Genomic DNA, 19,971 nt, shown 5'->3' with positions numbered 1-19,971 from the left:
CTTCAAAAATCCGCACAGCCCCTAGCTATCCTCGCGCCGGCCTTTCTGGCCGCCCCACTGGCTGAGCAGCACCCCGGCCACCACCAGCACCGAGGCCATGTACTGGCCGGGCAAGAAGACCTCGCGCAGCAGGATGACGCCGCTGGCCAGGGTCAGGATGGGGATAAGGTTGGTGTAGGCGGCGGCACCGGCGGCGGAAAGACGGCTGACTCCCACGTTATACAGACCGTAGCCTCCCAGCGAGACCACCCCGCCCAGATAGACCACGCTGGCCCAGGGGGCCCAGTCCGGCACTTCCACATGCAGCAGCACGGGCGTGTAGTCCAGGGGCGCCAGCGCCAGCAGCCCGGCAAAAAAGCTCATGCCCACGAAGGACTGCACGGCCGTGATCTGCAAGGGCGAATAGGCGGCGGAAAGACGCCGGGCCAGCACGGTATACAGGGCGGCGCAGACCATGGCCAGCCCCTCGAAGAAATTGCCCAGCACGGGCGCCGTGGCGGTCTCGTCCACGGCCGATTGCAGGGAGAGCCAGACCACCCCGGCCACGGCCAGGGCAAAGCCTATCCAGCCGCGCAGGCTGACCCGCTCGCCCAGCAGGCGCCAGGCCACCACGGCGGTGATGAGCGGCAGCAGCGAGATGATCATGCCCGCCTGCGAGGCCGTGGTCAGGCACAGGGCGCGGGTCTCCAGCAAAAAGTAGCAGCAGGGCTCGGCAAAGGCCATGAGCAGGAGCCAGCGCCACTGCCCCTTACGACGCAGGTCGCGCAGCAGCCCGCCCCACAGCGGCAGGAACAGCAGCGTGGCCACGCCCATGCGCCCGGCCATGACCGTGAACGGATCCAGCGCGCTGAGCGCGATGCGCAGGGCCACATAGGACGTGCTCCAGAAAACCATGGCCAGCAACAGGGCCAGATGCGGCCAGATGCGGCCAGATGCGAACCCACATGACGATATCTCCTCCTCGGTAGCCGGGGCCGGAGGCGCGGCCGGTCCGGGCCTCCGTGCGTCGCAGCAGCATGCCAAAGCCGGGGCAAAAGGTCGAGCGAAAGAGCAGCCCGTCCGCACACATACCGCAGGGTACCGCCCCGGAACGGCTGTTCGCCCTGCCGCCCCGTACCGTGCGCGAGAGTCCCCCACACCTTGCTTGCCCAGCCGTACGATAGAGCGTATTGCAAAGTTCCGGGCTGCCTCTGCCCGGTACTTTTCCATGAAACATGAGGATATGCCATGAGCATGCGTCTTTCCCGTTCCATCGTGGGCGAAGCCGAGGCCGAAGCCGTCCGGCGCGTCATCGTCGAAGACGGTTATCTGGGCATGGGACACGAGACCTGCCTGTTCGAACAGGAACTGGCCGCCTATCTGGGCGTGGCGCCCGAACAGGTGGTGACCACCAACACGGGCACCGCGGCCCTGACCCTGGCCGTGGACGCCATCGCCCCGCGCGATGCCGCCCGCAAGCCGCAGATCCTGGTGCCGTCCCTGACCTTTGTGGCCTCCTTCCAGGCCATCGAGGCCGCCGGTTGCGAGCCCGTGGCCTGTGATGTGCTGGCCGAGACCGGCACCATCGACCTCAAGGACGCCGCCCGCCGCATCACGCCCGACACGCTGGCCATCATGCCCGTCCACTACGCCAGCAACCCCTGGCATCTGGACGAGGTCCATGCCTTCGCCAAAGAACACGGCCTGCGCGTCATCGAAGATGCCGCCCATGCCTTCGGCTGCCTGCACCACGGCCGCAAGATCGGCAGCTTCGGGGACGTGGTCTGTTTCAGCTTTGACGGCATCAAGAACATCACCTCCGGCGAAGGCGGCTGCGCCGTCTTCTTCAACGCCACGGAAGCCGGCTATGCCGCCGACGCCCGTCTGCTCTCCGTGGAAGGCGACACCCGTTCCCGCTTTGCCGGTACCCGCACCTGGGACCCGGACGTGAAGCGCATCGGCTGGCGCTTCCACATGAGCAACATCATGGCCGCCATCGGCCGCGTGCAGCTCTCGCGTCTGGACGGGGAATTCATCCCGGCCCGCCGCGCCCTAGGCGACATCTACCGGCAGCGTCTGGCGGGGCTGGACGGCCTGCGCCTCCTGCAGACCGACCCGCAGGACTTCGTGGTGCCGCACATCGTCTGCGTACGCGTGCTCAACGGCCGCAAGGACGAGCTCAAGGCCGCCCTCACCGCCGCGGGCATCCCTGTGGGCGTCCACTACAAGCCCAACCATCTGCTGAGCCTGTTCCGCCCCGCTCCGGGCTCCCTGCCCCTGCCCGTGACGGAGCAGCTCTACGGAGAACTGGTGACCCTGCCCATGCATCCCGGCCTGAGCGCCGCCGATGTGGAACACATCTGCGACGTCATCACGGCCACCCTGGCCTGACCTTTTCCGGTAACGGAGCCGCCGCAGGCGGCTCCGCCCGTCCGGCCCCTGCCGGTACAGGGCCATGCCCGGCGCATGCCATCCGAACATGCCATGACCATACTGTCCGAGACCACGGCCTTTGCCCGCAGCCTGCTGTCCCGTCCCCTGCTCCGTTTCGGCATGGTAGGCAGCAGCGCCACCCTCTGCTATCTCTGGGCCGGCCATCTGTTCGTCAGCTGGGCCCGCTGGCCCGCCCCGGCGGCCCATGGCCTTGCCGGACTGCTGGCCCTGCTGGCCGCCTACGCCGGGCACTGTTTCTGGACGTTCGGCATCAGGGGCGGCGATCACGCCCGCATGCTGCCCCGCTTCGTCCTGGTGCAGGGCGCGGGCCTCTGGCTGGGCGACCTGTTCGCCCGGGGGCTCGGCTGGTGCGGCGTCCCCCACGGTCCGGCCCTGCCTGCCGCCTCCCTGGCGGCCCCGCTCTTCCTCTATCTGCTATGCCGTCTCTGGGTCTTCCGGCCCGTACGCTCCATGAACCTGTCGTCCCCGTCATCACGAGGTACATCCATGCATATTGTCCCCACGTCAGAGGCCCCCGTGATCTCCGTCATCATGAACTGCCTGAACAGCTCCGAACATCTGCAGGAGACCCTGGACAGCCTGGCCGCCCAGACCTTCACTGATTTCGAGGTCATCTTCTGGGACAACGGCTCCACGGACAGCAGCCCGCAGATAGCCCGGGGCCATGCCGGGCTGACTGGCCGCCTGCGCTATTTTCGCGGCGAAGAGACCGTGCCCCTGGGCGCGGCCCGCAATCTGGCCATCGCCCGGAGCCGGGGCCGCTATGTGGCCTTTCTGGACTGTGACGACCTGTGGCGGCCCGAAAAGCTGGCCCGCCAGGTGGCCTGCTTCGAAGCCGATCCGCATGTGGGCCTGGTCAGCACCGATACCGAGATCTTCGACGGCAAACATGTGCTGAAGCGCCTGTTCGCCGAGTCCCGCCCCCAGCGCGGCAAGGCCTTTGCCGCCCTCATGGAACGGCAGTGGATCTCCATGTCCTCGGCCATGCTCTCCCGCGCGGCCCTGGACAGCGTGGTCTGTCCGCCCGCCCGTGAGGGAGGCGCGCCGGTCTGGTTCGACGAGAGCCTCAACGTTTGCGAGGAGGCCGATATCTTCTACCGCGTGGCCCATGACTGGGAACTGGATCATGTGGACGCGCCCCTGACCCTGTGGCGGGTACACGGCAACAACACCACCTTCCGCAAATTCGGCCAGTTCGCGGACGAGACCCTGTACATCCTGGAAAAGCACCGCCGCCTCTGGCCCGGCTATGATGCGGCGCATCCCGAGCTCGTCAGCCTGCTGACGCGCCGCGCCGCCTTCCAGAAGGCCGTGAGCCTGTGGCGCGAAGGGCGCGGCAGCGAGGCCCGCGCCGTCATCCGGCCCTGGCGTGACGGTTCGCGCAAATACCGCCTGTTCTGGTGGGCCAGCCATCTGCCCGGGGCCTGCTTCGACCTGGCCGCGCGCCTGTATTTTGCCCTGCCCTCCGTGATCCGCCGCCGCTAGGGGATCTTGGATACATCAAGACCACCCGCATGGCGGGTGGTCTTTTGTTTCGGGCCGTGACGCCAACAGGCTGATGCCCATAAAAAAGACGGCGGGAACACATCACGCGTTCCCGCCGTCTTCACACATCGTGCGACAACAGACGGGGCATGCCCTGCATGCCTCGTCTTATATTAAAGACACAAGGGACTTTCCCGGGGACGCACGCCCAGACCTGCACGCCTGACGTGCAGCGGACATGACGGCCATGCCGTCCTGCGGTAACCGGGAAACAGCGCGGCAACGCCCGCCGCCGGTATCAGTACCGGTCCGGCGTGCGTTCCGTGAAAGCGCTATTCGTCGTCGTCCCAGGAAGAAGTATCGTCCACCAGCGTATAGCCGCGGACCTGGATGTAGTTGACCTCGTCCACCTGCTCCAGCAGGCCGGTCACTTCCACCAGGGCGCTCACCTCGTCGGCCAGATCGGCACCGGCGCCACGAGGGATGATGCGATATTCCACATCGTCCTGTACCACAGCCACACTGGCCTGCCGCGCATCGGCGGCACGGGGCACAGAACAGACATAGCCTTTCACGGTAATGGGATTGCTCATGCCTAGGTAATCCTTTCTCACAAAGCTGGGAAATGTCCCTTCTCACCTTGTATCCGCTTTCCCGGCCTACCGCAAGCCTTTGCGCGCTTTTCAGGCAGCACCCCGCAGGCCTAGAAGCCGTATTTTTTCAGCAGCTCGTACCAGTGCCCGCGGGAGACCCCGGCCATGCGTGCCGCGGCCCGGGCATCATCGCCGCACAGCGCCCGTACCTGGGCTACATAGTGCCGCTCCGCCTCATGCCGCCAGCTGCGCAATGACGGGAAGACCTGCCCCTCCTCCGGCATGGGGGGGAGGACAGGCGCGCTACCGGACCGGGCCCCGGCTTCAGCCAGCGGGGGACAGACCTCCCTGCCGCCGGGCACGTCGCCTGCCCCGCGTCCCTGCCCGGCCCGGCTGCGGGCTACGGCCACGCGCAGGCCGGTGGTCAGGTGCGCGGGCAGCAGCAAGGGCGCATGTTCCGCCGCAAGACAGGCCCGCTCCAGCGTATGGAACAGCTCGCGCACATTGCCCGGCCAGTCGTATTCGTCCAGCATCTCCAGCAGCAGGGGGGAAAGCTCCTTCTCCTCCATGCCGTTGCGGCGGCAGCAGCGGATGACCGCCTGCCGTGCCAGCAGGGGTATCTCGTCCCGGCGACGGCGCAGGGGCGGGATCACGATGGTCATGCCCTGCAAGCGGTAAAACAGATCCTTGCGGAAGCGCCCGTCCTCGCTCATGGCTTCCAGATCCTGATTGGTGGCCGCCACCAGGCGAAAATCACTCTCCACCTCGCGCACCTCCCCCACAGGCCGGAAACGGCGCAGTTCCAGCGCCCGCAAAAAAGCCCCCTGTATGCCCTGCGGCAGGTCGCCCACCTCGTCCAGGAAGAGCGTGCCCTGATGCGCCGCCCGCAACAGGCCCTCGCTGGCCCGCTCCGCGCCGGTGAAGGCCCCCCGGGCATGGCCGAACAGATGGCTCTCCACCAGCGTTTCCGGCAGGGAGGCGCAGTCCACGGCCACGAAAGGCCGTGAGGCCCGGTGGCTGTTACGGTACAGGGTGCGGGCGAACAGTTCCTTGCCCACGCCGGTCTCGCCCAGCAGCAGGACGTTGACGTCGCTGTGCGCGGCCTGTTCCAGCTGGGCCAGCGCCGCCTGCATGGCCGGGCCGCTCCCCGCCACCTGTCCCGGCTCCAGTTCCAGGCCCCGGCGCGAGCGCCGCCTGTCCCGGGTCTCCAGCACATGGCTCAGGGTCTCTTCCACATCGCGCACCCGCACCGGCTTCATAAGAAAATCCCAGACACCGCCGCGCAGGGCTTTTTCCGCCGCATCGCCGTCGCCGTGGCCCGTGATGACCACGATGTCCGGCGCGTCGGGCAGGACCGCCAGCTCCTGCTGCGCATCCAGACCATTGCCGTCGGGCAAAAGCATGTCCAGAAGGATGACGTCCACGCCCGTGGCCGCCAGACGCCGCCCTTCCGCCAACGTGGCCGCGCACAGGGCCTCGTGCCCCAGACGGCGGCAGGCCACCTCCACCATGGTGCGCATCAGGTTCTCGTCATCCACTACCAGCACACGGGCCATCCTTGCCTCCCTGCCCGGGCCTGTGGTCCCGGAGCTTCCCCTGTGGCCATCCCCCGGGCGCGGCACAGGGGCGCGCCTGCCGCCCGGCATATCGTTCTCTTTTTCCTGCGCTCTCCGGCTGATGCCGGATACAAAAACTTTTCGAGCTGCCGTCGGCCTTCCTGCGGCCTTTGCGCGCACCAGAGCCCCGTCGATCGGAAGGACGGCCGGGCAGCTATCCGCCTGTCACGGCTTCCGTCCATCTGCCCGCATACGGGGCACGGCGGCATGGTCCTCCGCGAAGACACCGGCATCAGACGTCTTCCCGCCGCAGGACTTCTGCGGCGCGAGCCAAAGCTGCGGCACAGGCCGCCGCCAAGGGTCCCAGCCCTTCCGCGTTCTCCGGCGTCTCCGCCAGTACCTGCCGTGCCGCCTGCTCCAGGGCCGCCGCCCTGAGACGCAGCTCCTCAAAACAGAGCGTGGCCGCGGAATTCTTCAGGGCATGGGCCGCCCGGCGCAGGGCCTCCGCCGTCTGGGCCGCCGGGGCCGTGGGATCTGCGGCCAGGTTTCGGGCAGCTGCAAGCGCTGCGTCCAGACGCGGCAGGTCCTCCCGCAAGGCCGTGACCAGGGTATGCAGCAGCTCTTCGTCCTGATCCGCGGCCGCCAGCGCGGCCGCCCTGTCCCAAATGACGGGAGCCTCAGCCTCCGTATCACGGGGCTTCGGTGCTGGCTGACCGTCGTCGGGACAGCCACGGGGCACGTCCCGCAACGCGGCCAGCAGCATGGCCGGGGGAACCGGCTTGTCCAGCAGGGCCCGTACGCCCAGCGACCGGAAGCGCGCCTCCTCATCGGGGGCCAGACCGGCGGAATGGACGATCACCATCTGCTCCCGGGGCGCGGCGCTCCGCCCGGTGCGGATGCGCTCCAGCACGGTCAGGCCGTCCATGCGCGGCATGCCGGCATCCAGCAGGATGACGTCCCATGCTGCGGCGGCCAGCATGTCCAGGACCTGTTCCCCGTCAGCGGCAAGGCCCACGGTGCAGCCCTGCTCCCGCAAGCGCACTTCGAGCAGATAGCGGCCCGCGGCGTCATCCTCGGCCACCAGCACCCGCAGGCCCTGCAAGGGGCCCGCCGCAGGGGCCGGAGCCGTGCCGTTTTCTTCCGCCGGGCACAGGGGCCCGGACTTGGGGCCGGGGCCGCCCTCCACGATCTCCAGGCGCACTTCCAGCGTGAACGTGCAGCCCTGTCCGGGGCAGGAACGCACCTGCACGTCCCCGCCCATACGGCGGGCGATGGTACGCACGATATTCAACCCCAGACCGGTTCCCGGTTTGCCGCCGGCGGCACTGCCCCGGTGAAAGCTCTCAAAGACCGTCCTTTCCTCACCGGGCTCCAGTCCGGGCCCGCTGTCCCGGACGTCCAGCCGCAGCAGGAAGGCACCGGAAGCCAGACGTTCCCCGTCTGCCTCTACCTCTATACGACCCTGTTCCGTAAATTTGACGGCATTGCTCACCAGATTGCCCAGGGCCTGCCGCAGCCGGAAACCGTCACCACGGACCTGCCGGGGCAGCTGCGGCGCCAGATGCAACAACAGCTCCAGCCCCTTGGCCTCCGCCGCCGGTCTGTACAGATCCGCACAGGCCCGCAGGCACGTAGGCAGGTCGAAGGTCCGGCAGCGCAAACGCACCTCCCCCTGCTCCAGCGACGCATGGTCGGTGATGTCGTCCACCATTTCCAGCAGGGCCCCGCAGGCCCGGCGCAGATAGGCCAGGGCCGTATGCCGCTGCTCCGTCCCGCAGTCCTGACGGTCGAGCAGATCGCTCATGCCCAGCATGGCCGCCAGCGGGGTACGCATGTCGTGGCTGAGGCGCCCCATGAAGGCGCTTTTGAGGCGGCTCTTCTCCTCGGCCTGCAGACGCCGCAAGGTCAGGTTGCTGGTGATGCCGCCCACGGCCAGCACCCCGGTCAGGGCCAGCAGGCCATACAGCAGGCCCAGCTCCCGCTGCTTACGCTCCAGATCCCGCACATAGGCGGCGGCATCCATGCTGATGCTGATACCGCCCAGCATATCCCCTTCCTTGTGGCCCTGATGACAGCGCAGACAGCTTTCCTGCGCGGCCAGCGTCCTGAGCAGGCGCAAACGCCCCTGCGGCAGGCAGTCCTCCCCGCTGAAGAAGACCTGCCCGCCCTGCGTGGCCGTGGTCAGTATCCGCCGTTCCCAGTCATCGGCCCGGTTGCCCGGCCGCAGGGGAGCCTGGCCCACGATGGCCAGACGGAAGCCGGGCTCGGTGAGGCGTTCGGCCATCTGGCGGCTCATGTAGGCGGGATTCATGAGCACCAGCGTCCGCCCGTCGGCGGTCTGCAGGGTCCTGTCCTTTTCCGGCAGCCAGGGATTGGGCTCGCCATAGACGCTCAGGGGCACATAGACACCGCCGTGGCCCGCGTTCCAGTCACGGGCATCCATGAGTTGATGGGCCGTGGCCGCCAGCCGGGTGTGGCAGAGCTCCAGCAGGTGGGCCTGCTCGCCCTGCACGGCATGGCGGTACAGGAAAAAGGTCAGGACCAGCCAGGCGGCACTGGCCAGCACGGGCAACAGCCAGCGCCGCCAGTGTCCGGGTCCGCCGGAGGGCGGCACGCGCACGGGGTCGGACATGGTTCCTCCGTCGGCCCGTCCGGACACGCCGGGGTATCCCGGCGGCGGAAACAGGACCGGAGTTGTCAGATTTTTCGGAAAATCTGTCTTTTTTTTCTGAAAATCACAAGAGCCCTGCCGGGGGAATAACGACAACTTGTTCAGCAATATACTGATAAGACAAGAAAAAATGTGAATATGCTCACATTCGTCCCAACTGGCACGGCCCTTGCTCTTTTTGGAACAAACGCCGGAGGGGACCGGCGTCATGCTCAGATCGTCCCCCTGCCCCTTGGTGCGGGACAGGCGACGATATCAACGAAGGAGGCTCTTTATGGGTACACCCCGCACAGGACCCTGGCTCAAAGTCTTTCTGGGTGGTCTGGCAGCGGGCGCGGCACTGCTGGCCGTGATGGCTTTTGCCATGGTCTCGACGGACCAGCGTCCGTTCTGCGCCAGCTGCCACATCATGCAGGAGGCCGCCGTGACGCACAAGCTGTCTACGCATGCCAAGCTCGCCTGCAACGAATGCCACGCCCCGCACAACCTGCTGGCCAAGCTGCCGTTCAAGGCACAGGAAGGGCTGCGCGACTTCATGGGCAACGTGTCCGGCAAGGACATCCCCCGCCCGCTCAGCGCGCGCACCCGCGACGTGGTCAACGAGAATTGCAAGGCCTGCCACTTTGCCACCAACAGCGAAGTGGCCAGCATGGATGCCAAGCCCTATTGCGTGGACTGCCACCGCAATATGGCCCACATGCGCCACAAGCCCATCAGCACAAGGACGGTTGCTTATGACTAATCGACTCTTCGGCCTCACCCTTGCGGCCGCGGCCCTGCTGGCGCTGCCCCTGCTGGGCGGCTGCCAGGACGTGGACACCGAACTGAAGGCCCCGGAATACAAGACCGGCCTGCCCGCGGGCGAGACCCGCATCTCGGCCTTCAAGGAGGCCTTCCCGCATCAGTACGCCTCGTACCAGAAAAACAACGAGACGTCCGCCATGACCGAGTACAAGGGCTCGGTGCCGTTCCACAAGAACGACGACGTGAATCCCCTGCCCAAGGGCTACAAGCATGCCCAGCCCTACCTGAAGAACCTCTGGCTGGGCTATCCCTTCATGTACGAATACAATGAGGCCCGCGGCCATACCTATGCCGTCAAGGACTTCGTCAACATCGACCGCATCAACCGCTACGGGGAAAAGGGCGGCCTGCCCGCCACCTGCTGGAACTGCAAGACCCCCAAGATGATGGAATGGGTCGGCAAGTACGGTGACGCCTTCTGGAGCAAGGACGTGAACACCTTCCGCGGCAAGGACGCCATCAACGAGATGGACGAGACCATCGGCTGCAGCAACTGCCACGATCCGGCAACCATGGAGCTGCGCCCCTACTCCGAACCGCTCAAGGACTGGCTGAAGCGTTCCGGCAAGGACTGGAACAAGCTCTCCCGCAACGAGAAGCGCTCCCTGGTCTGCGCCCAGTGCCATGTGGAATACTACTTCACCCACAAGGACAACGGGCCCGCCGGCCGTCCCGTCTTCCCCTGGGACAAGGGCTTCGGCCCCGGCGACATGTATGAGTACTACAAGAGCCACGGTCCCAAGCAGGCCGACGGCAGCAGCGGGCCCTTCACCGACTGGGTGCATGCGGCCTCCAAGGTGCCCATGATCAAGATGCAGCATCCCGAGTACGAGACCTTCATCGACGGCACCCACGGCGCCGCCGGCGTCTCCTGCGCGGACTGCCACATGCCCTATCAGCGCGTGGACGGCAAGAAGGTCTCCAGCCACTGGATGACCTCGCCGCTCAAGGATCCCGAGCTGCGCGCCTGCCGCCAGTGCCATGCCGACAAGACCGCCGATTACCTGCGCGGCCGCGTGCTCTACACCCAGGAAAAGACCTTCAAGCAGCTGCTCAAGGCCCAGGAAGAATCCGTGCGCGCCCACGAGGCCGTGCGCCTGGCCAACGCGGTGCCCGCCGAACAGCGCGCCGCCAACTACGACAGCCTGATGGCCGAGGCCCGCGAGATGGTCCGCAAGGGCCAGCTCTACTGGGACTACGTGTCCGCCGAGAACAGCGTGGGCTTCCATAACCCCGCCAAGGCCCTGGACACCCTCATGAGCTCCATGGAGTTCAGCCACAAGGCCGTGGCTCTGGCCGAACAGGCCACCGGCTACAGCATCAGCCCCGCCCTGGCCGGGGACATCAAGCAGATCGTGCCGCCCATCCTGAACATGAGCCGCAAGCTGCAGCAGGATGCCGATTTCCTGAAGCAGCATCCCTGGACGCAGCTCCTGCCTGTGCTGCCCAAGGCCGAACAGGTGTGGGACGGTCAGGAACTGAACGCCCGCTAGGGCCTCGACAGCCCTGAAACGGGATCGGCAGCCCTGCCGGTCCCGCCTCGTCCTGAGGAAAACAGCAGCGCGGGCACGGCCCACGGGCCGTCACCGGGCCGCATCGGGGAGGGGATTCCCCTCCCCCTCCCCGACCTTTCATGCAACGGCCCGGCCATGCCTCATCCTCCACCCCCGGGGCCCCGCAAGGGGCCCCCTTTTTTTAGGCCCCTGCCACAGCCGCACGGCGGCTCCGGCGGCGTGGAAACTTTGACGCCCGCCCCATTTCATGCGAAAAGGATGACAGATTTTTGTCTGCTCCTATGGGCTGGCATACTGTTCCTTTAAACAACATCTATCTGTTTTTACTTACTATTTATAAAAATATCCCAACGTATGCCCTTTTGGCCCGGTATTTGCTTTGCATCTGGAAAACAGTTTTTCCGACGGCATCTCCACGCCGTGACTTTCAAACTTTCAGGCAGAGCGGATCATGAGAACCTATCGCCGTCTTTTTCAGATATTTTTCCTGGCCCTGATTCTGGGCAGCGCATCGGGCTGTGCCATGTTCCAGCCGGACGATCCCGGCTACAACGATCCCCAGCGGGCCCAGAACATCGTACGCACGGCCTCCAGCCAGGAAGGCAAGCAATACCGCATGGGCGGGGCCTCTCCCTCCCGCGGTTTCGACTGCTCGGGCCTCATCTGGTGGGCCTACCGCCAAAACGGCCTCAAGGTCCCGCGCGTGACCGTGGACCAGGCGCGAGCCGGATATGCCGTGCCCAAGAGCTCGCCCCGGCCCGGCGACATCATGGTCTTCAGAACCAGCAGCGGCCCCCGCGGCCTGCATACCGGCATCTATGCGGGCAACAATACCTTCATCCACAGTCCCAGCCGCGGCAAGACCGTACGCCGGGAAAACATGGAGCCCTACTGGGGCAACAGGCTCATCGCGGTACGCCGCATCGTCATCTGATCCCTTTGCAGAAAAGGACGAAAAAAAGCGCGGTCGCCCGCGCTTTTTTTGCACCTTTTTTCCAGGCATCCGGCCCGACAGGCCGCCCTTTCCCGCAGACCGGCCTTTTTCCTCTGCGGGCGTAGGGGCTGGCATCTTGCCATCAGGAGTTTTTTGACGTAGCGTTGCAGTGAGATTTCCACTTTTTATTCCAGCTAATCTTGACGGGCGTTTCGCCACGCCCGGCCTTCACATAAAGGACAGCCTCCGGGCTGTCCTTTGCCTTGTCCGCCCCCCTCGCATCGACGGTCTCATCTTTTCCTGCCGCGCCATCCCGCACGCCTGACGGACGTCAGCAGCACGCGCTGTCCTTTTCAATAAAAACGGACCGCCGAACCATCCCGGCAGTCCCCCTGCTTTCCGGACGGATGCCCGCCCCCTGACAGCCCGGCAAAAAAACTCCATCGCGAAACGGGCACTACCATCCTCCCCGCTCCTCGGGCCCGGCAGGCCCATCCGTCTTCAGCCCGGCTCGAAGGCATAAAAAAAGACCGGCATACGGGGTATCCCGCAGCCGGTCTTCGTACGGTCATGACCAGATGTTAGCGTGCCGCTTCCAGAGCGATGTCCACGGCCGCTTCGAACAGGGGTTCGGACAGTGCGCCCCGCACCATCAGGCCGTTGACCAGGAAGCAGGGCGTGCCGTCGATCTTCAACTTTTTGGCATCGTCCAGATCCTGGGCGATGATCCGGGCCGTCTTGTCGCTGGCGGCGTCCTTTTTCAGGCGGTCCTTGTCCAGGCCCAGCTTGTCGCAGACCTCATCCACGAACTTCTGGCCTTCCAGCAGCAGACGGTCGCGGTCGGCGTACATGGCGTCATAGAACTTCCAGGCCTTGCTCTCGCTCTGCGCGGCCACGGCCACGAAGTAGCGGGCGGCCAGCATGCCGGGGCCCTGCTCGTCCAGCGGCATGTGCTTGTAGACCAGGCTGACGTTCTTGCCGTATTTCTTCATGATCTCGTCCAGCACATGGGTGGCCTGCTGGCAATAGTGGCAGGTGAAGTCCGAAAAGGCCACGATGCGCACCGGCGCCGCCGCATTGCCCTTGACCGGGCGGCCCGACAGCGAGATCTGCTTTTGGGGCGTGTTCTTCACTTCCTTGTGCCACTGGGCTTCCAGGGCGGCCTTGCGGCGCGCATTGGCGCCCGCCTGGGCGATGTCCAGCACGTCTTCGCTGTGGGAGCGCAGCACGTCCAGGACGATCTCGGGATGTTCACGCAGCAGATCCTCCAGCATCTGCTTCAAGTTGGCGTCGGTGACGGTGGCGGCACGGGCGGGAGTCGTGTCCATGACGGGGGCCAGGCCCACCGCCAGTAAAAGGACACCGCCCAGCACCAGAGGACGGAACAGTTTCTTCATGCAAAGATCCTATCGCGCCATGTCGCTTTCCGGCCCTTCAAGCCGGCTCTGCATGGCGGCATCTTCGATTTTGAACAGGAGTTCATCAAAATCGACAGGTTTCATCAGGTAGCCGAAAGCGCCTTCGCTCATGGCCTGCACAGCAAGCTGCATGTCCGCATGGCCGGAAAGCAGGATCACCTGGGCGGTGGGCCACTGCTCCACGATGATCTTAAGGGCGGCGATGCCGTCCATATTGGGCATCTTCACGTCCATGACGACGATGGGAAAAGGCTGTTCGCGCATGGCTTCTATGGCCTGAAGGCCGTCCGCCGCCGTGGCGCACTGGTAGCCGCGCCGTACAAGACGCTTGCCCAGCAGGGCCGTCACTTCCTTTTCGTCATCCACCAGAAGAATGCGCGTATCAGCCATGGAACCAACTCCTTGTTGCAATGCGGCGCTGATTTTAGCCAGAAACGGAATCCGGGGCAAGAACCCCTGCCCCGGGCCATGGCGGGGACCGCGATGCCGCCGGACATACCGGCATTTTTTTGTCACGGACGGTTCACGTCTTCCCATTTGCCGGGCTTTTCTTTATTTTGTTCCGCAGATGGCGGCCCCGGCAGAGGGGCCTCACTTTTTTGTTTGTTTCCCGTGAAACAGCTCCCCCTGTTTCCCGTGAAACACAGCCCGGAGGACAGCATGGCGCGCATCATTTCCATAGCCAACCAAAAAGGCGGCGTCGGCAAGACGACCACCGCCATCAACCTTTCCGCCGCACTGGCCGTCATGGAAAAGCGCGTGCTGCTGGTGGACTGTGACCCCCAGGCCAACAGCACCAGCGGTATCGGTATCGCCCAGGAAGACCTGCACCACGACCTCTACTCCACCTTCTATACGCCGGAGAACATCCACGAGAGCATCAGCAGCACCCGTACGCCCTTCCTCGACGTGCTGCCCGCCAGCACCAACCTGGTGGCCGTGGAACTGGAACTGGTGGACAAGATGGCCCGCGAGTTCTACCTGCGCGACTGCCTCGAACCCCTGGGCACGGAGTACGATTACATCATCATCGACTGCCCGCCCTCCCTGGGCCTGCTGACCCTCAACTCCCTCTGCGCCTCGCAGGAACTGCTCATCCCCCTGCAGTGCGAGTTTTTCGCCCTGGAAGGTATCGTCAAACTGCTGCAGACCTTCGAGCTGGTCAAAAAACGCCTCAATCCCAAACTGAACCTGCTGGGCGTGGTGCTGACCATGTACGATGCCCGCAACCGCCTGACCCGCGAAGTGCGCGACGAAGTGCAGCGCTGCTTCCCCGACCACCTCTTCGAGACGGTCATCCCGCGCAACGTGCGCCTTTCCGAAGCGCCCAGCCACGGCAAGTCCATCATCCATTACGACATCAAGTCCAAGGGCGCCGACGCCTACCTCAACCTTGCCAAGGAAGTGGCCCTGCGCGATCCCGCCCGCATGCCGCAGCCGCGCTAAAAAGCACATGACGGCCGGTCGTTCCTGAAAAGCCGGAAAGCCCGCCGTCATGCCCGTGCTACGGGCATAAAAAAAGCCGGGCAAAGCCCGGCAAAAACAGCGGCAACGGGAAACACCGCCGGCAAAGCTAGTCAGGATTGTACGGCGTACATTCCACGGCCATGTGGTCGCGGAAATGCTTCTGGCGCACCGTGGACTGGCAGCTCTTGCAACGGAAGACCAGCAGGCCGCCCAGATTGGCCGTGGTCAGATGGAACGGATGCGCGGGGTCGTTGCGCCAGTCGGCGGTATGGGCGCCGCAATGCGGACAGGTGACCTCGGGGCTGTACGGATAACGGAAATCCCAGAACTGGAGCAGGCGCTCAAAATCAGCCACGGGCTCGTCGTTCAGGTGTTCCAGGGGGGGCTCCATGGCCTTCAGGGCCTTGACGACGGCCGCCTCGCAATGCGACCACAGGGCGGCAGAAAGCTGCACCCCTTCCAGATTTCCCTGACGGTCGGTCAGGTACAGAAGATGCTTGTTGGACATGGTTTCCTCTGGTCAAAAGGTTTGGGGCAATCACTGTCGTAAAAAGTGCCGCCAGCACGGCATGATGTCAAGGAGAGAGCATGAGTAGCAAAGGTCTCGGCCGCGGCCTGGACGCCCTGTTGCGCCGTACGGATATGGGCGCCGCCCGGCAGGAAAAGAACGATACGCCGGAAAAAGAGACGGGCACGGAACACAGCCCCACCCTGCTGCCCCTGTCCCATCTGCATGCCAATCCCAGCCAGCCCCGCCAAACCTTCGACGCCGAATCCCTGGCCGAACTGGCGGCCTCCATCCGTGAACAGGGCATCATCCAGCCCCTGCTGGTGCGCCCCCTGGCCGACAGGCCCGGACACTACCAGATCGTGGCCGGTGAGCGCCGCTGGCGGGCCGCCCGGCAGGCGGGCCTCGGACAGGTGCCCGTGCATGTGCGCGAGATGAGCGATGCCGAAGTCATGGCCGCCGCCCTTATCGAGAACCTGCAGCGCGAAGACCTCAATCCCATGGAAGAGGCCCAGGCCCTGCAGCAGCTGCGCGAGACCCTCAAGCTGACGCAGGAGGCCCTGGCCGCCCGCCTGGGCAAGAGCCGCCCGGCCATCGCCAATGCCCTGCGCCTGCTCCAGCTCTCGCCCGTCGCGCAGGACGACCTCCATCACGGCCGCCTCAGCGCCGGTCATGCCCGCTGCCTGCTGGCCCTGGGCAATGACGAACGCGCCCTGGCCGCCGCCGAAGTGCTGCGCAGCCATATCATCAGCGAGTCCCTGAGCGTGCGCCAGGCCGAAGAGGCCGTGGCCCTCTGGCGCGAGGAGCAGCGCCTGCCCTGGACCGCCGCCAGCGAAGCCGCCCCGCAGCGGCCCGCCCCCTGCAAGCGCAAAAAGCTGCCTCAGATCGCCGCCCTGCAAAAAAGCCTCTGCGCCGCCCTGCCCTGCAAGGCCCGCGTCAGCGGCGATATGGAAAGCGGCCGCATCACCCTGCGCTACACCAGCCCCCAGGAGCTGGAAGCCCTGCTGAACCGCCTGCACTGCCACATCCCTGAAGACGAACCCGCCGGGGAAGCCATCGCGGCCCCGGTGGATGCCAAGACTCCCCGGCAGTAGCCGGGAGGCAAAGAAAGATAATGGCGAGAGGGGAAGGGGCGTTTCTTGTAAAAACTGCCCCTTCCCCTCTCGCGCTCTCCCCATCCCTGAAAAAACTTTTCTTCCGATCCGGCCGGAGGGTCCCCGCCGTTGTCTGGAAGACAGTGATTCCCTCCCTGTAAAAATGGGCAGTAACTCTTCCCACACGAGTGACAAAAAAAACAACAGGGGGCACGGTGTATCCGGTCAGGATACACCCTGCCCCCTGTTCGTATCTTTCAGGTCAATCACACTGGAGATCCAGGCTCCCCCCGGAGACCAGCAGAGACCAGCAGCCAGGGGATACCCTTAGCGTTGCCGGACTCCATCATTCCCCCTTCCCCCTCAAGCATCTTCTCCCCCTACCCACGCCGCCGCAGGCGCGCGGCGAACATGCCTTCCAGCCAGGGATGGTCGTGGGGCGTCTGCCATTGCACAAGGCGCTCCAGGCCGCTGTCTTCCGCCAGCAGCCAGTCCACGGCCTGCTCGTTCTCCAGCGGATGCAAGGTACAGGTGATGTAGGCCAGCTCGGCGCCGGGCTCCAGACGTGCGGCCAGAGCCTTGAGGATGGCCCGTTGCAGGTCGGCGTGCTCGGCAAGGGCCGTCCGGGGACGACGACGCAGATCGGGACGGCGAGCCAGCACGCCCAGGCCGCTGCACGGCACATCGGCGATGATGCCGCCCTGCCAGCGGGCGACGGGCGGCCGGGAGGCATCGGCCAGGGCCAGATGCGGCAACGCAAGGCCCAGGCGGCGGCAATGGCCCGGCACCTGCCGCAGACGGGAGAAGCTGCGGTCCGTGCACAGACGGACATCACCGCCCTGCTCCAGCAATTGCACGCTCTTGCCGCCGTAACCGGCGCAAGCATCCCAGACGGGCCAGCCACGGCCCAGCCAGTCTTCCAGCCCCAGCGCGGCCATCACTTCCTGCGAGGCCGCCGCCTGCTGCGAAAGGGCCCCCTGCTCCAGCAGACGGGCAAGCGCCTCGCCCTGCACGGCGGCAGGCGTCTGCCCGGGCGCGAAGGCCACGCCCCAGCGTCCCACGGCCTGCGGCGCGGGCCCGTCCGCCGGGACGCAGGCCAGCAAGGCCTGCTTCAGATCCACGGCCTGAGGACGCGAGGCATTGACGCGCAGCGCCTGCCAGGGGCGCGCTCCGGAACGGGCCAGCAGGGCCCGGCAGGCCTCATCACCATAGGCCTGTTGCCACAGGGCCACCAGCCAGCGCGGCACGGCATGGAAGCGGGCCAGCCGCAGTTCGGCTTCCGGCAGGGCAAGGCTGCGCAGCTTGCGGGCCGCGGCCGCATCCTCGGCAAAAAACGTTTCTTCCTCCGCAGGCCCGGCATAGAAATCGGGAGCCTGGACGGCATCCCCCAAACGCTGCACGGAACGCAGGCTGCCGTTGACCACCTTGGCCAGCCCCGGCCCGTAGAGCTGCCGGGCCAGATCCACGGCCGTATGCAGGACGGCATGGGCAGGCAGACGATCCAGGAACAGCAGCCCATAGGCCGCCACCGCCAGCAGGCGCCGCAACGGCAGAGGCAGCTTGAGCGGCTGCCGCAGCACCTTGCCCAGCACGAAGGCCAGACGGTTCTCCATGCGCAGGGTGCCGTAAGCCAGCTCCGCCGCCAGATGCCGGTCACGCTCGGCCAGACCGCCTTCCTGCTGCCGGGCCGTATCTTCCAGCACCTGCTGCAAGGCCGCCTGGATGGTGCAGCCCGCACTGAAGGCGCTGTCCAGCAGGCACAGGGCCCGCAGGGCCAGGGCCGGGGCCGCGGGCGGGAGCTGCCGCAGACGGCGGCTTTCCGTAAAATGGCCGTTGCCTTCGGCGGCAAAGGCCTGACCGGCCGTGTCCCGGCCTGCTTTCCTTTTTGTTCCTATCATAGGTATCACTTTGAAATAAAATGATTATTTTTAGCGTTATCTCCGGTCTCCGCGCTGTCCTCAAGCCCGAGGAACAGACGCACGGCCCCCTCCACGGCCGCAAGGGACACCAGCGTATCCAGACAAGGACCGCAGGGACGCTGGTTGAGGATGCCGAAGACCGGCAAGGGGTAGCTGTCCTGGATGCCGGAGGTAAGGTCCCGTTCGCAGGCCACGGCGATGATCATGCGGGGCCGCGTCTGGACCACGATGCGCCGGGCGATAGTTCCGCCGGTGGCCAGCGCCAGATGGAAACCGTAACGGTCCCGCAGCTGCAGCAGGCCGCCCACGGGGCATTGTCCGCAACGGCGGCACAGATCCACATTATGGTTGAGCCGGTGCGGGCAGGCGCTGCGCTGGATGCAGTGCGGCAGCAGCAGGAGCAGCCGCTCCGGCCGCACGCGCGGGCGATCGGCCAGCACCAGTTCGTTGTTGACCTTGATGAAGGAATGCCGCACCCGCTTGCGCTCCATGCGTACCACCTTGGCCAGCAGCTCCATGAGCGGAAAGAACAGGCGAATGGTCACATGGCGTACGCTGCTCACCCCGGGGAGATAGCGCCCCGTGTAGACATGCCAGACCAGCGTGCCGCACATCCAGATCAGGGCCAGGATGCCTGCCCCGCCCACCAGCATGCACAGCAGCGGCAACCAGGTGAGGGTCTGGCCATAGTCCGACCAGGGCAGGATGAGGAAGAAGGCCAGGGCCAGACAGGCCACGCAGCAGGAGGCCAGCATCAGGCCGATGAAGATGCGCTTGCGCCCGCCGCCGTACTGACTGGCGGGCAGGGAATAGGGAGACTTTCGCAGCATAGGACTCCAGTGAAGGCCAAAAACGGTCACACGGCCGAAAATGGCCCACAGATGCCCTGTACGGCATTTTTGCTCATCAGCCATGCCGGGCATCAAAAAAAGAAAAAAAAGCGCTCATATGGCCAGCCATGACAGGGGCCTTCAGGACACACCGGACGGGCTTGCCCGTCATGATCACAGTGCTGCCATCCTACACCAAAGCCCGCCGGGACAACAGATGCCCCTTGCCTCCCCTCCCGGCAGGAAGACGGCCTGCCTCTGCCGCGATCCGTTCCGGGCAAGGCGTCGCGTGCCCTGCCCGTCCGCATGGCACAACTGCAGCTTCAGGACGCAGAGGAGGGACAGCCGCAGACGGACAGGAGCCGGAGCATACCCTGCCCCCGTATCCGTCCTCCTCTTGACAGACGGCCCGCAATAATGTCCCCTGCCCTGAAAGGAGGACGTATGAGAAAATGCATGGATGCGGAGAACCTGCATCGCCGGATGAAGAAGCTCATGGGCCAGTTGCAGGCCATCGACCAGATGATCGACAAGGACGTGCCCTGTGAGGATATCCTTATCCAGATCAACGCGGTCAAGGGCGCCCTGCACCGGGTGGGCCAGATCGTGCTGGAAGGCCATTTGCAGCACTGCGTGCGCGACGGCATCGAACACGGGGATGCCGACGCCACCATCGCGGCCTTTGCCAAGGCCGTGGAACATTTTTCCCGTCGCAGCTAGCCGGGCCTGCCCGGCTTTTTTTTTG

The 19,971-nt window shown here is 65.6% G+C and carries 17 protein-coding genes; 8 read left to right on the top strand and 9 right to left on the bottom strand.

The features are described 5' to 3' along the window. Positions 1 to 21 precede the first annotated feature (21 nt). Positions 22 to 894 carry a DMT family transporter gene (locus ACQRBR_RS05640; protein WP_427812537.1) on the bottom strand — a complete coding sequence of 291 codons (873 nt, stop codon included), beginning with the start codon at positions 892 to 894 and terminating at the stop codon, positions 22 to 24. Positions 895 to 1,227: 333 nt separating this feature from the next. Here ACQRBR_RS05640 and ACQRBR_RS05635 point away from each other — a divergent pair, with 333 nt between their 5' ends. Together ACQRBR_RS05635 and ACQRBR_RS05630 are read left to right on the top strand one after the other, a co-directional pair. Next, positions 1,228 to 2,370 carry a DegT/DnrJ/EryC1/StrS family aminotransferase gene (locus tag ACQRBR_RS05635; protein WP_204626403.1) on the top strand — a complete coding sequence of 381 codons (1,143 nt, stop codon included), beginning with the start codon at positions 1,228 to 1,230 and terminating at the stop codon, positions 2,368 to 2,370. 93 nt (positions 2,371 to 2,463) lie between these two features. Continuing rightward, on the top strand, positions 2,464 to 3,918 hold the full coding sequence (locus ACQRBR_RS05630) for a glycosyltransferase (RefSeq protein ID WP_427812536.1): 1,455 nt from the start codon (positions 2,464 to 2,466) through the stop codon (positions 3,916 to 3,918). Between the two features lie 332 nt (positions 3,919 to 4,250). Here ACQRBR_RS05630 and ACQRBR_RS05625 read toward each other — a convergent pair whose 3' ends face one another. From ACQRBR_RS05625 to ACQRBR_RS05615, 3 genes are all read right to left on the bottom strand, one after another. Next, positions 4,251 to 4,511 carry a hypothetical protein gene (locus ACQRBR_RS05625; protein WP_006006945.1) on the bottom strand — a complete coding sequence of 87 codons (261 nt, stop codon included), beginning with the start codon at positions 4,509 to 4,511 and terminating at the stop codon, positions 4,251 to 4,253. Positions 4,512 to 4,621: 110 nt separating this feature from the next. Then, positions 4,622 to 6,067 (bottom strand): sigma-54-dependent transcriptional regulator, encoded by a 1,446-nt coding sequence (locus ACQRBR_RS05620; RefSeq protein ID WP_427812535.1) that lies wholly within the window; start codon positions 6,065 to 6,067, stop codon positions 4,622 to 4,624. A gap of 292 nt (positions 6,068 to 6,359) precedes the next feature. Next, complete coding sequence (locus tag ACQRBR_RS05615; RefSeq protein WP_427812534.1) at positions 6,360 to 8,699, bottom strand: ATP-binding protein; 2,340 nt, start codon at positions 8,697 to 8,699, stop codon at positions 6,360 to 6,362. 313 nt (positions 8,700 to 9,012) lie between these two features. On the opposite strand from ACQRBR_RS05615, the gene ACQRBR_RS05610 reads away from it, so the two are divergent. The 3 genes from ACQRBR_RS05610 (at position 9,013) to ACQRBR_RS05600 (ending at position 11,990) form a co-directional block, all read left to right on the top strand. Further along, on the top strand, positions 9,013 to 9,480 hold the full coding sequence (locus ACQRBR_RS05610) for a NapC/NirT family cytochrome c (protein ID WP_006006938.1): 468 nt from the start codon (positions 9,013 to 9,015) through the stop codon (positions 9,478 to 9,480). Continuing rightward, positions 9,473 to 11,035 carry an ammonia-forming cytochrome c nitrite reductase subunit c552 gene (locus ACQRBR_RS05605; protein WP_427812533.1) on the top strand — a complete coding sequence of 521 codons (1,563 nt, stop codon included), beginning with the start codon at positions 9,473 to 9,475 and terminating at the stop codon, positions 11,033 to 11,035. The genes ACQRBR_RS05610 and ACQRBR_RS05605 overlap by 8 nt, the downstream gene beginning before the upstream one ends. Before the next feature lie 472 nt (positions 11,036 to 11,507). Next, positions 11,508 to 11,990: a C40 family peptidase gene (locus ACQRBR_RS05600; RefSeq protein WP_321128073.1), complete on the top strand. Its 483-nt coding sequence runs from the start codon at positions 11,508 to 11,510 to the stop codon at positions 11,988 to 11,990. A gap of 581 nt (positions 11,991 to 12,571) precedes the next feature. On the opposite strand, the gene ACQRBR_RS05595 is transcribed toward ACQRBR_RS05600, so the two are convergent. Both ACQRBR_RS05595 and ACQRBR_RS05590 read right to left on the bottom strand, forming a co-directional pair. Continuing rightward, positions 12,572 to 13,387, bottom strand: coding sequence for a DsbA family protein (locus ACQRBR_RS05595; RefSeq protein WP_303877859.1), 816 nt, complete (start codon positions 13,385 to 13,387; stop codon positions 12,572 to 12,574). Positions 13,388 to 13,396: 9 nt separating this feature from the next. Beyond that, positions 13,397 to 13,798 carry a response regulator gene (locus tag ACQRBR_RS05590; RefSeq protein WP_303877857.1) on the bottom strand — a complete coding sequence of 134 codons (402 nt, stop codon included), beginning with the start codon at positions 13,796 to 13,798 and terminating at the stop codon, positions 13,397 to 13,399. A gap of 270 nt (positions 13,799 to 14,068) precedes the next feature. On the opposite strand from ACQRBR_RS05590, the gene ACQRBR_RS05585 reads away from it, so the two are divergent. Next, positions 14,069 to 14,854: a ParA family protein gene (locus ACQRBR_RS05585; protein WP_168936181.1), complete on the top strand. Its 786-nt coding sequence runs from the start codon at positions 14,069 to 14,071 to the stop codon at positions 14,852 to 14,854. A 127-nt stretch (positions 14,855 to 14,981) separates the two neighbouring features. Here ACQRBR_RS05585 and ACQRBR_RS05580 read toward each other — a convergent pair whose 3' ends face one another. Next, positions 14,982 to 15,383, bottom strand: a complete 402-nt coding sequence (locus ACQRBR_RS05580; RefSeq protein WP_006006916.1) for a hypothetical protein — start codon at positions 15,381 to 15,383, stop codon at positions 14,982 to 14,984. Between the two features lie 80 nt (positions 15,384 to 15,463). Between ACQRBR_RS05580 and ACQRBR_RS05575 the strand changes: the two genes are divergently transcribed. After that, entirely contained in the window at positions 15,464 to 16,477 is a 1,014-nt protein-coding gene (locus ACQRBR_RS05575) for a ParB/RepB/Spo0J family partition protein (protein ID WP_427812532.1), read from the top strand. 380 nt (positions 16,478 to 16,857) lie between these two features. On the opposite strand, the gene ACQRBR_RS05570 is transcribed toward ACQRBR_RS05575, so the two are convergent. Together ACQRBR_RS05570 and ACQRBR_RS05565 are read right to left on the bottom strand one after the other, a co-directional pair. Next, positions 16,858 to 18,375 (bottom strand): transcription antitermination factor NusB, encoded by a 1,518-nt coding sequence (locus ACQRBR_RS05570; protein ID WP_427812531.1) that lies wholly within the window; start codon positions 18,373 to 18,375, stop codon positions 16,858 to 16,860. A gap of 5 nt (positions 18,376 to 18,380) precedes the next feature. Then, complete coding sequence (locus ACQRBR_RS05565; RefSeq protein ID WP_168936178.1) at positions 18,381 to 19,226, bottom strand: DUF116 domain-containing protein; 846 nt, start codon at positions 19,224 to 19,226, stop codon at positions 18,381 to 18,383. Positions 19,227 to 19,670: 444 nt separating this feature from the next. On the opposite strand from ACQRBR_RS05565, the gene ACQRBR_RS05560 reads away from it, so the two are divergent. Next, positions 19,671 to 19,946: a metal-sensing transcriptional repressor gene (locus tag ACQRBR_RS05560; protein ID WP_040369674.1), complete on the top strand. Its 276-nt coding sequence runs from the start codon at positions 19,671 to 19,673 to the stop codon at positions 19,944 to 19,946. Positions 19,947 to 19,971: the final 25 nt, after the last annotated feature.

Source organism: Desulfovibrio sp. SGI.133 (assembly GCF_050313955.1).
Taxonomy (GTDB): domain Bacteria; phylum Desulfobacterota; class Desulfovibrionia; order Desulfovibrionales; family Desulfovibrionaceae; genus Desulfovibrio.
Note: the sequence above shows the minus strand (reverse complement) of the source record. Positions and strands in the feature narration are given on the sequence as shown.

Bases quoted from the DNA above. Each gene is read 5' to 3' on its own strand.
- ACQRBR_RS05610 (WP_006006938.1), top strand. From the start codon at position 9,013: ATGGGTACACCCCGCACAGGACCCTGGCTCAAAGTCTTTCTGGGTGGT.
- ACQRBR_RS05580 (WP_006006916.1), bottom strand. From the start codon at position 15,383: ATGTCCAACAAGCATCTTCTGTACCTGACCGACCGTCAGGGAAATCTG.
- ACQRBR_RS05565 (WP_168936178.1), bottom strand. From the start codon at position 19,226: ATGCTGCGAAAGTCTCCCTATTCCCTGCCCGCCAGTCAGTACGGCGGC.
- ACQRBR_RS05635 (WP_204626403.1), top strand. From the start codon at position 1,228: ATGAGCATGCGTCTTTCCCGTTCCATCGTGGGCGAAGCCGAGGCCGAA.
- ACQRBR_RS05575 (WP_427812532.1), top strand. From the start codon at position 15,464: ATGAGTAGCAAAGGTCTCGGCCGCGGCCTGGACGCCCTGTTGCGCCGT.
- ACQRBR_RS05570 (WP_427812531.1), bottom strand. From the start codon at position 18,375: ATGATAGGAACAAAAAGGAAAGCAGGCCGGGACACGGCCGGTCAGGCC.
- ACQRBR_RS05595 (WP_303877859.1), bottom strand. From the start codon at position 13,387: ATGAAGAAACTGTTCCGTCCTCTGGTGCTGGGCGGTGTCCTTTTACTG.
- ACQRBR_RS05605 (WP_427812533.1), top strand. From the start codon at position 9,473: ATGACTAATCGACTCTTCGGCCTCACCCTTGCGGCCGCGGCCCTGCTG.
- ACQRBR_RS05640 (WP_427812537.1), bottom strand. From the start codon at position 894: ATGGTTTTCTGGAGCACGTCCTATGTGGCCCTGCGCATCGCGCTCAGC.
- ACQRBR_RS05585 (WP_168936181.1), top strand. From the start codon at position 14,069: ATGGCGCGCATCATTTCCATAGCCAACCAAAAAGGCGGCGTCGGCAAG.
- ACQRBR_RS05590 (WP_303877857.1), bottom strand. From the start codon at position 13,798: ATGGCTGATACGCGCATTCTTCTGGTGGATGACGAAAAGGAAGTGACG.
- ACQRBR_RS05615 (WP_427812534.1), bottom strand. From the start codon at position 8,699: ATGTCCGACCCCGTGCGCGTGCCGCCCTCCGGCGGACCCGGACACTGG.
- ACQRBR_RS05600 (WP_321128073.1), top strand. From the start codon at position 11,508: ATGAGAACCTATCGCCGTCTTTTTCAGATATTTTTCCTGGCCCTGATT.
- ACQRBR_RS05620 (WP_427812535.1), bottom strand. From the start codon at position 6,067: ATGGCCCGTGTGCTGGTAGTGGATGACGAGAACCTGATGCGCACCATG.
- ACQRBR_RS05560 (WP_040369674.1), top strand. From the start codon at position 19,671: ATGAGAAAATGCATGGATGCGGAGAACCTGCATCGCCGGATGAAGAAG.
- ACQRBR_RS05630 (WP_427812536.1), top strand. From the start codon at position 2,464: ATGACCATACTGTCCGAGACCACGGCCTTTGCCCGCAGCCTGCTGTCC.
- ACQRBR_RS05625 (WP_006006945.1), bottom strand. From the start codon at position 4,511: ATGAGCAATCCCATTACCGTGAAAGGCTATGTCTGTTCTGTGCCCCGT.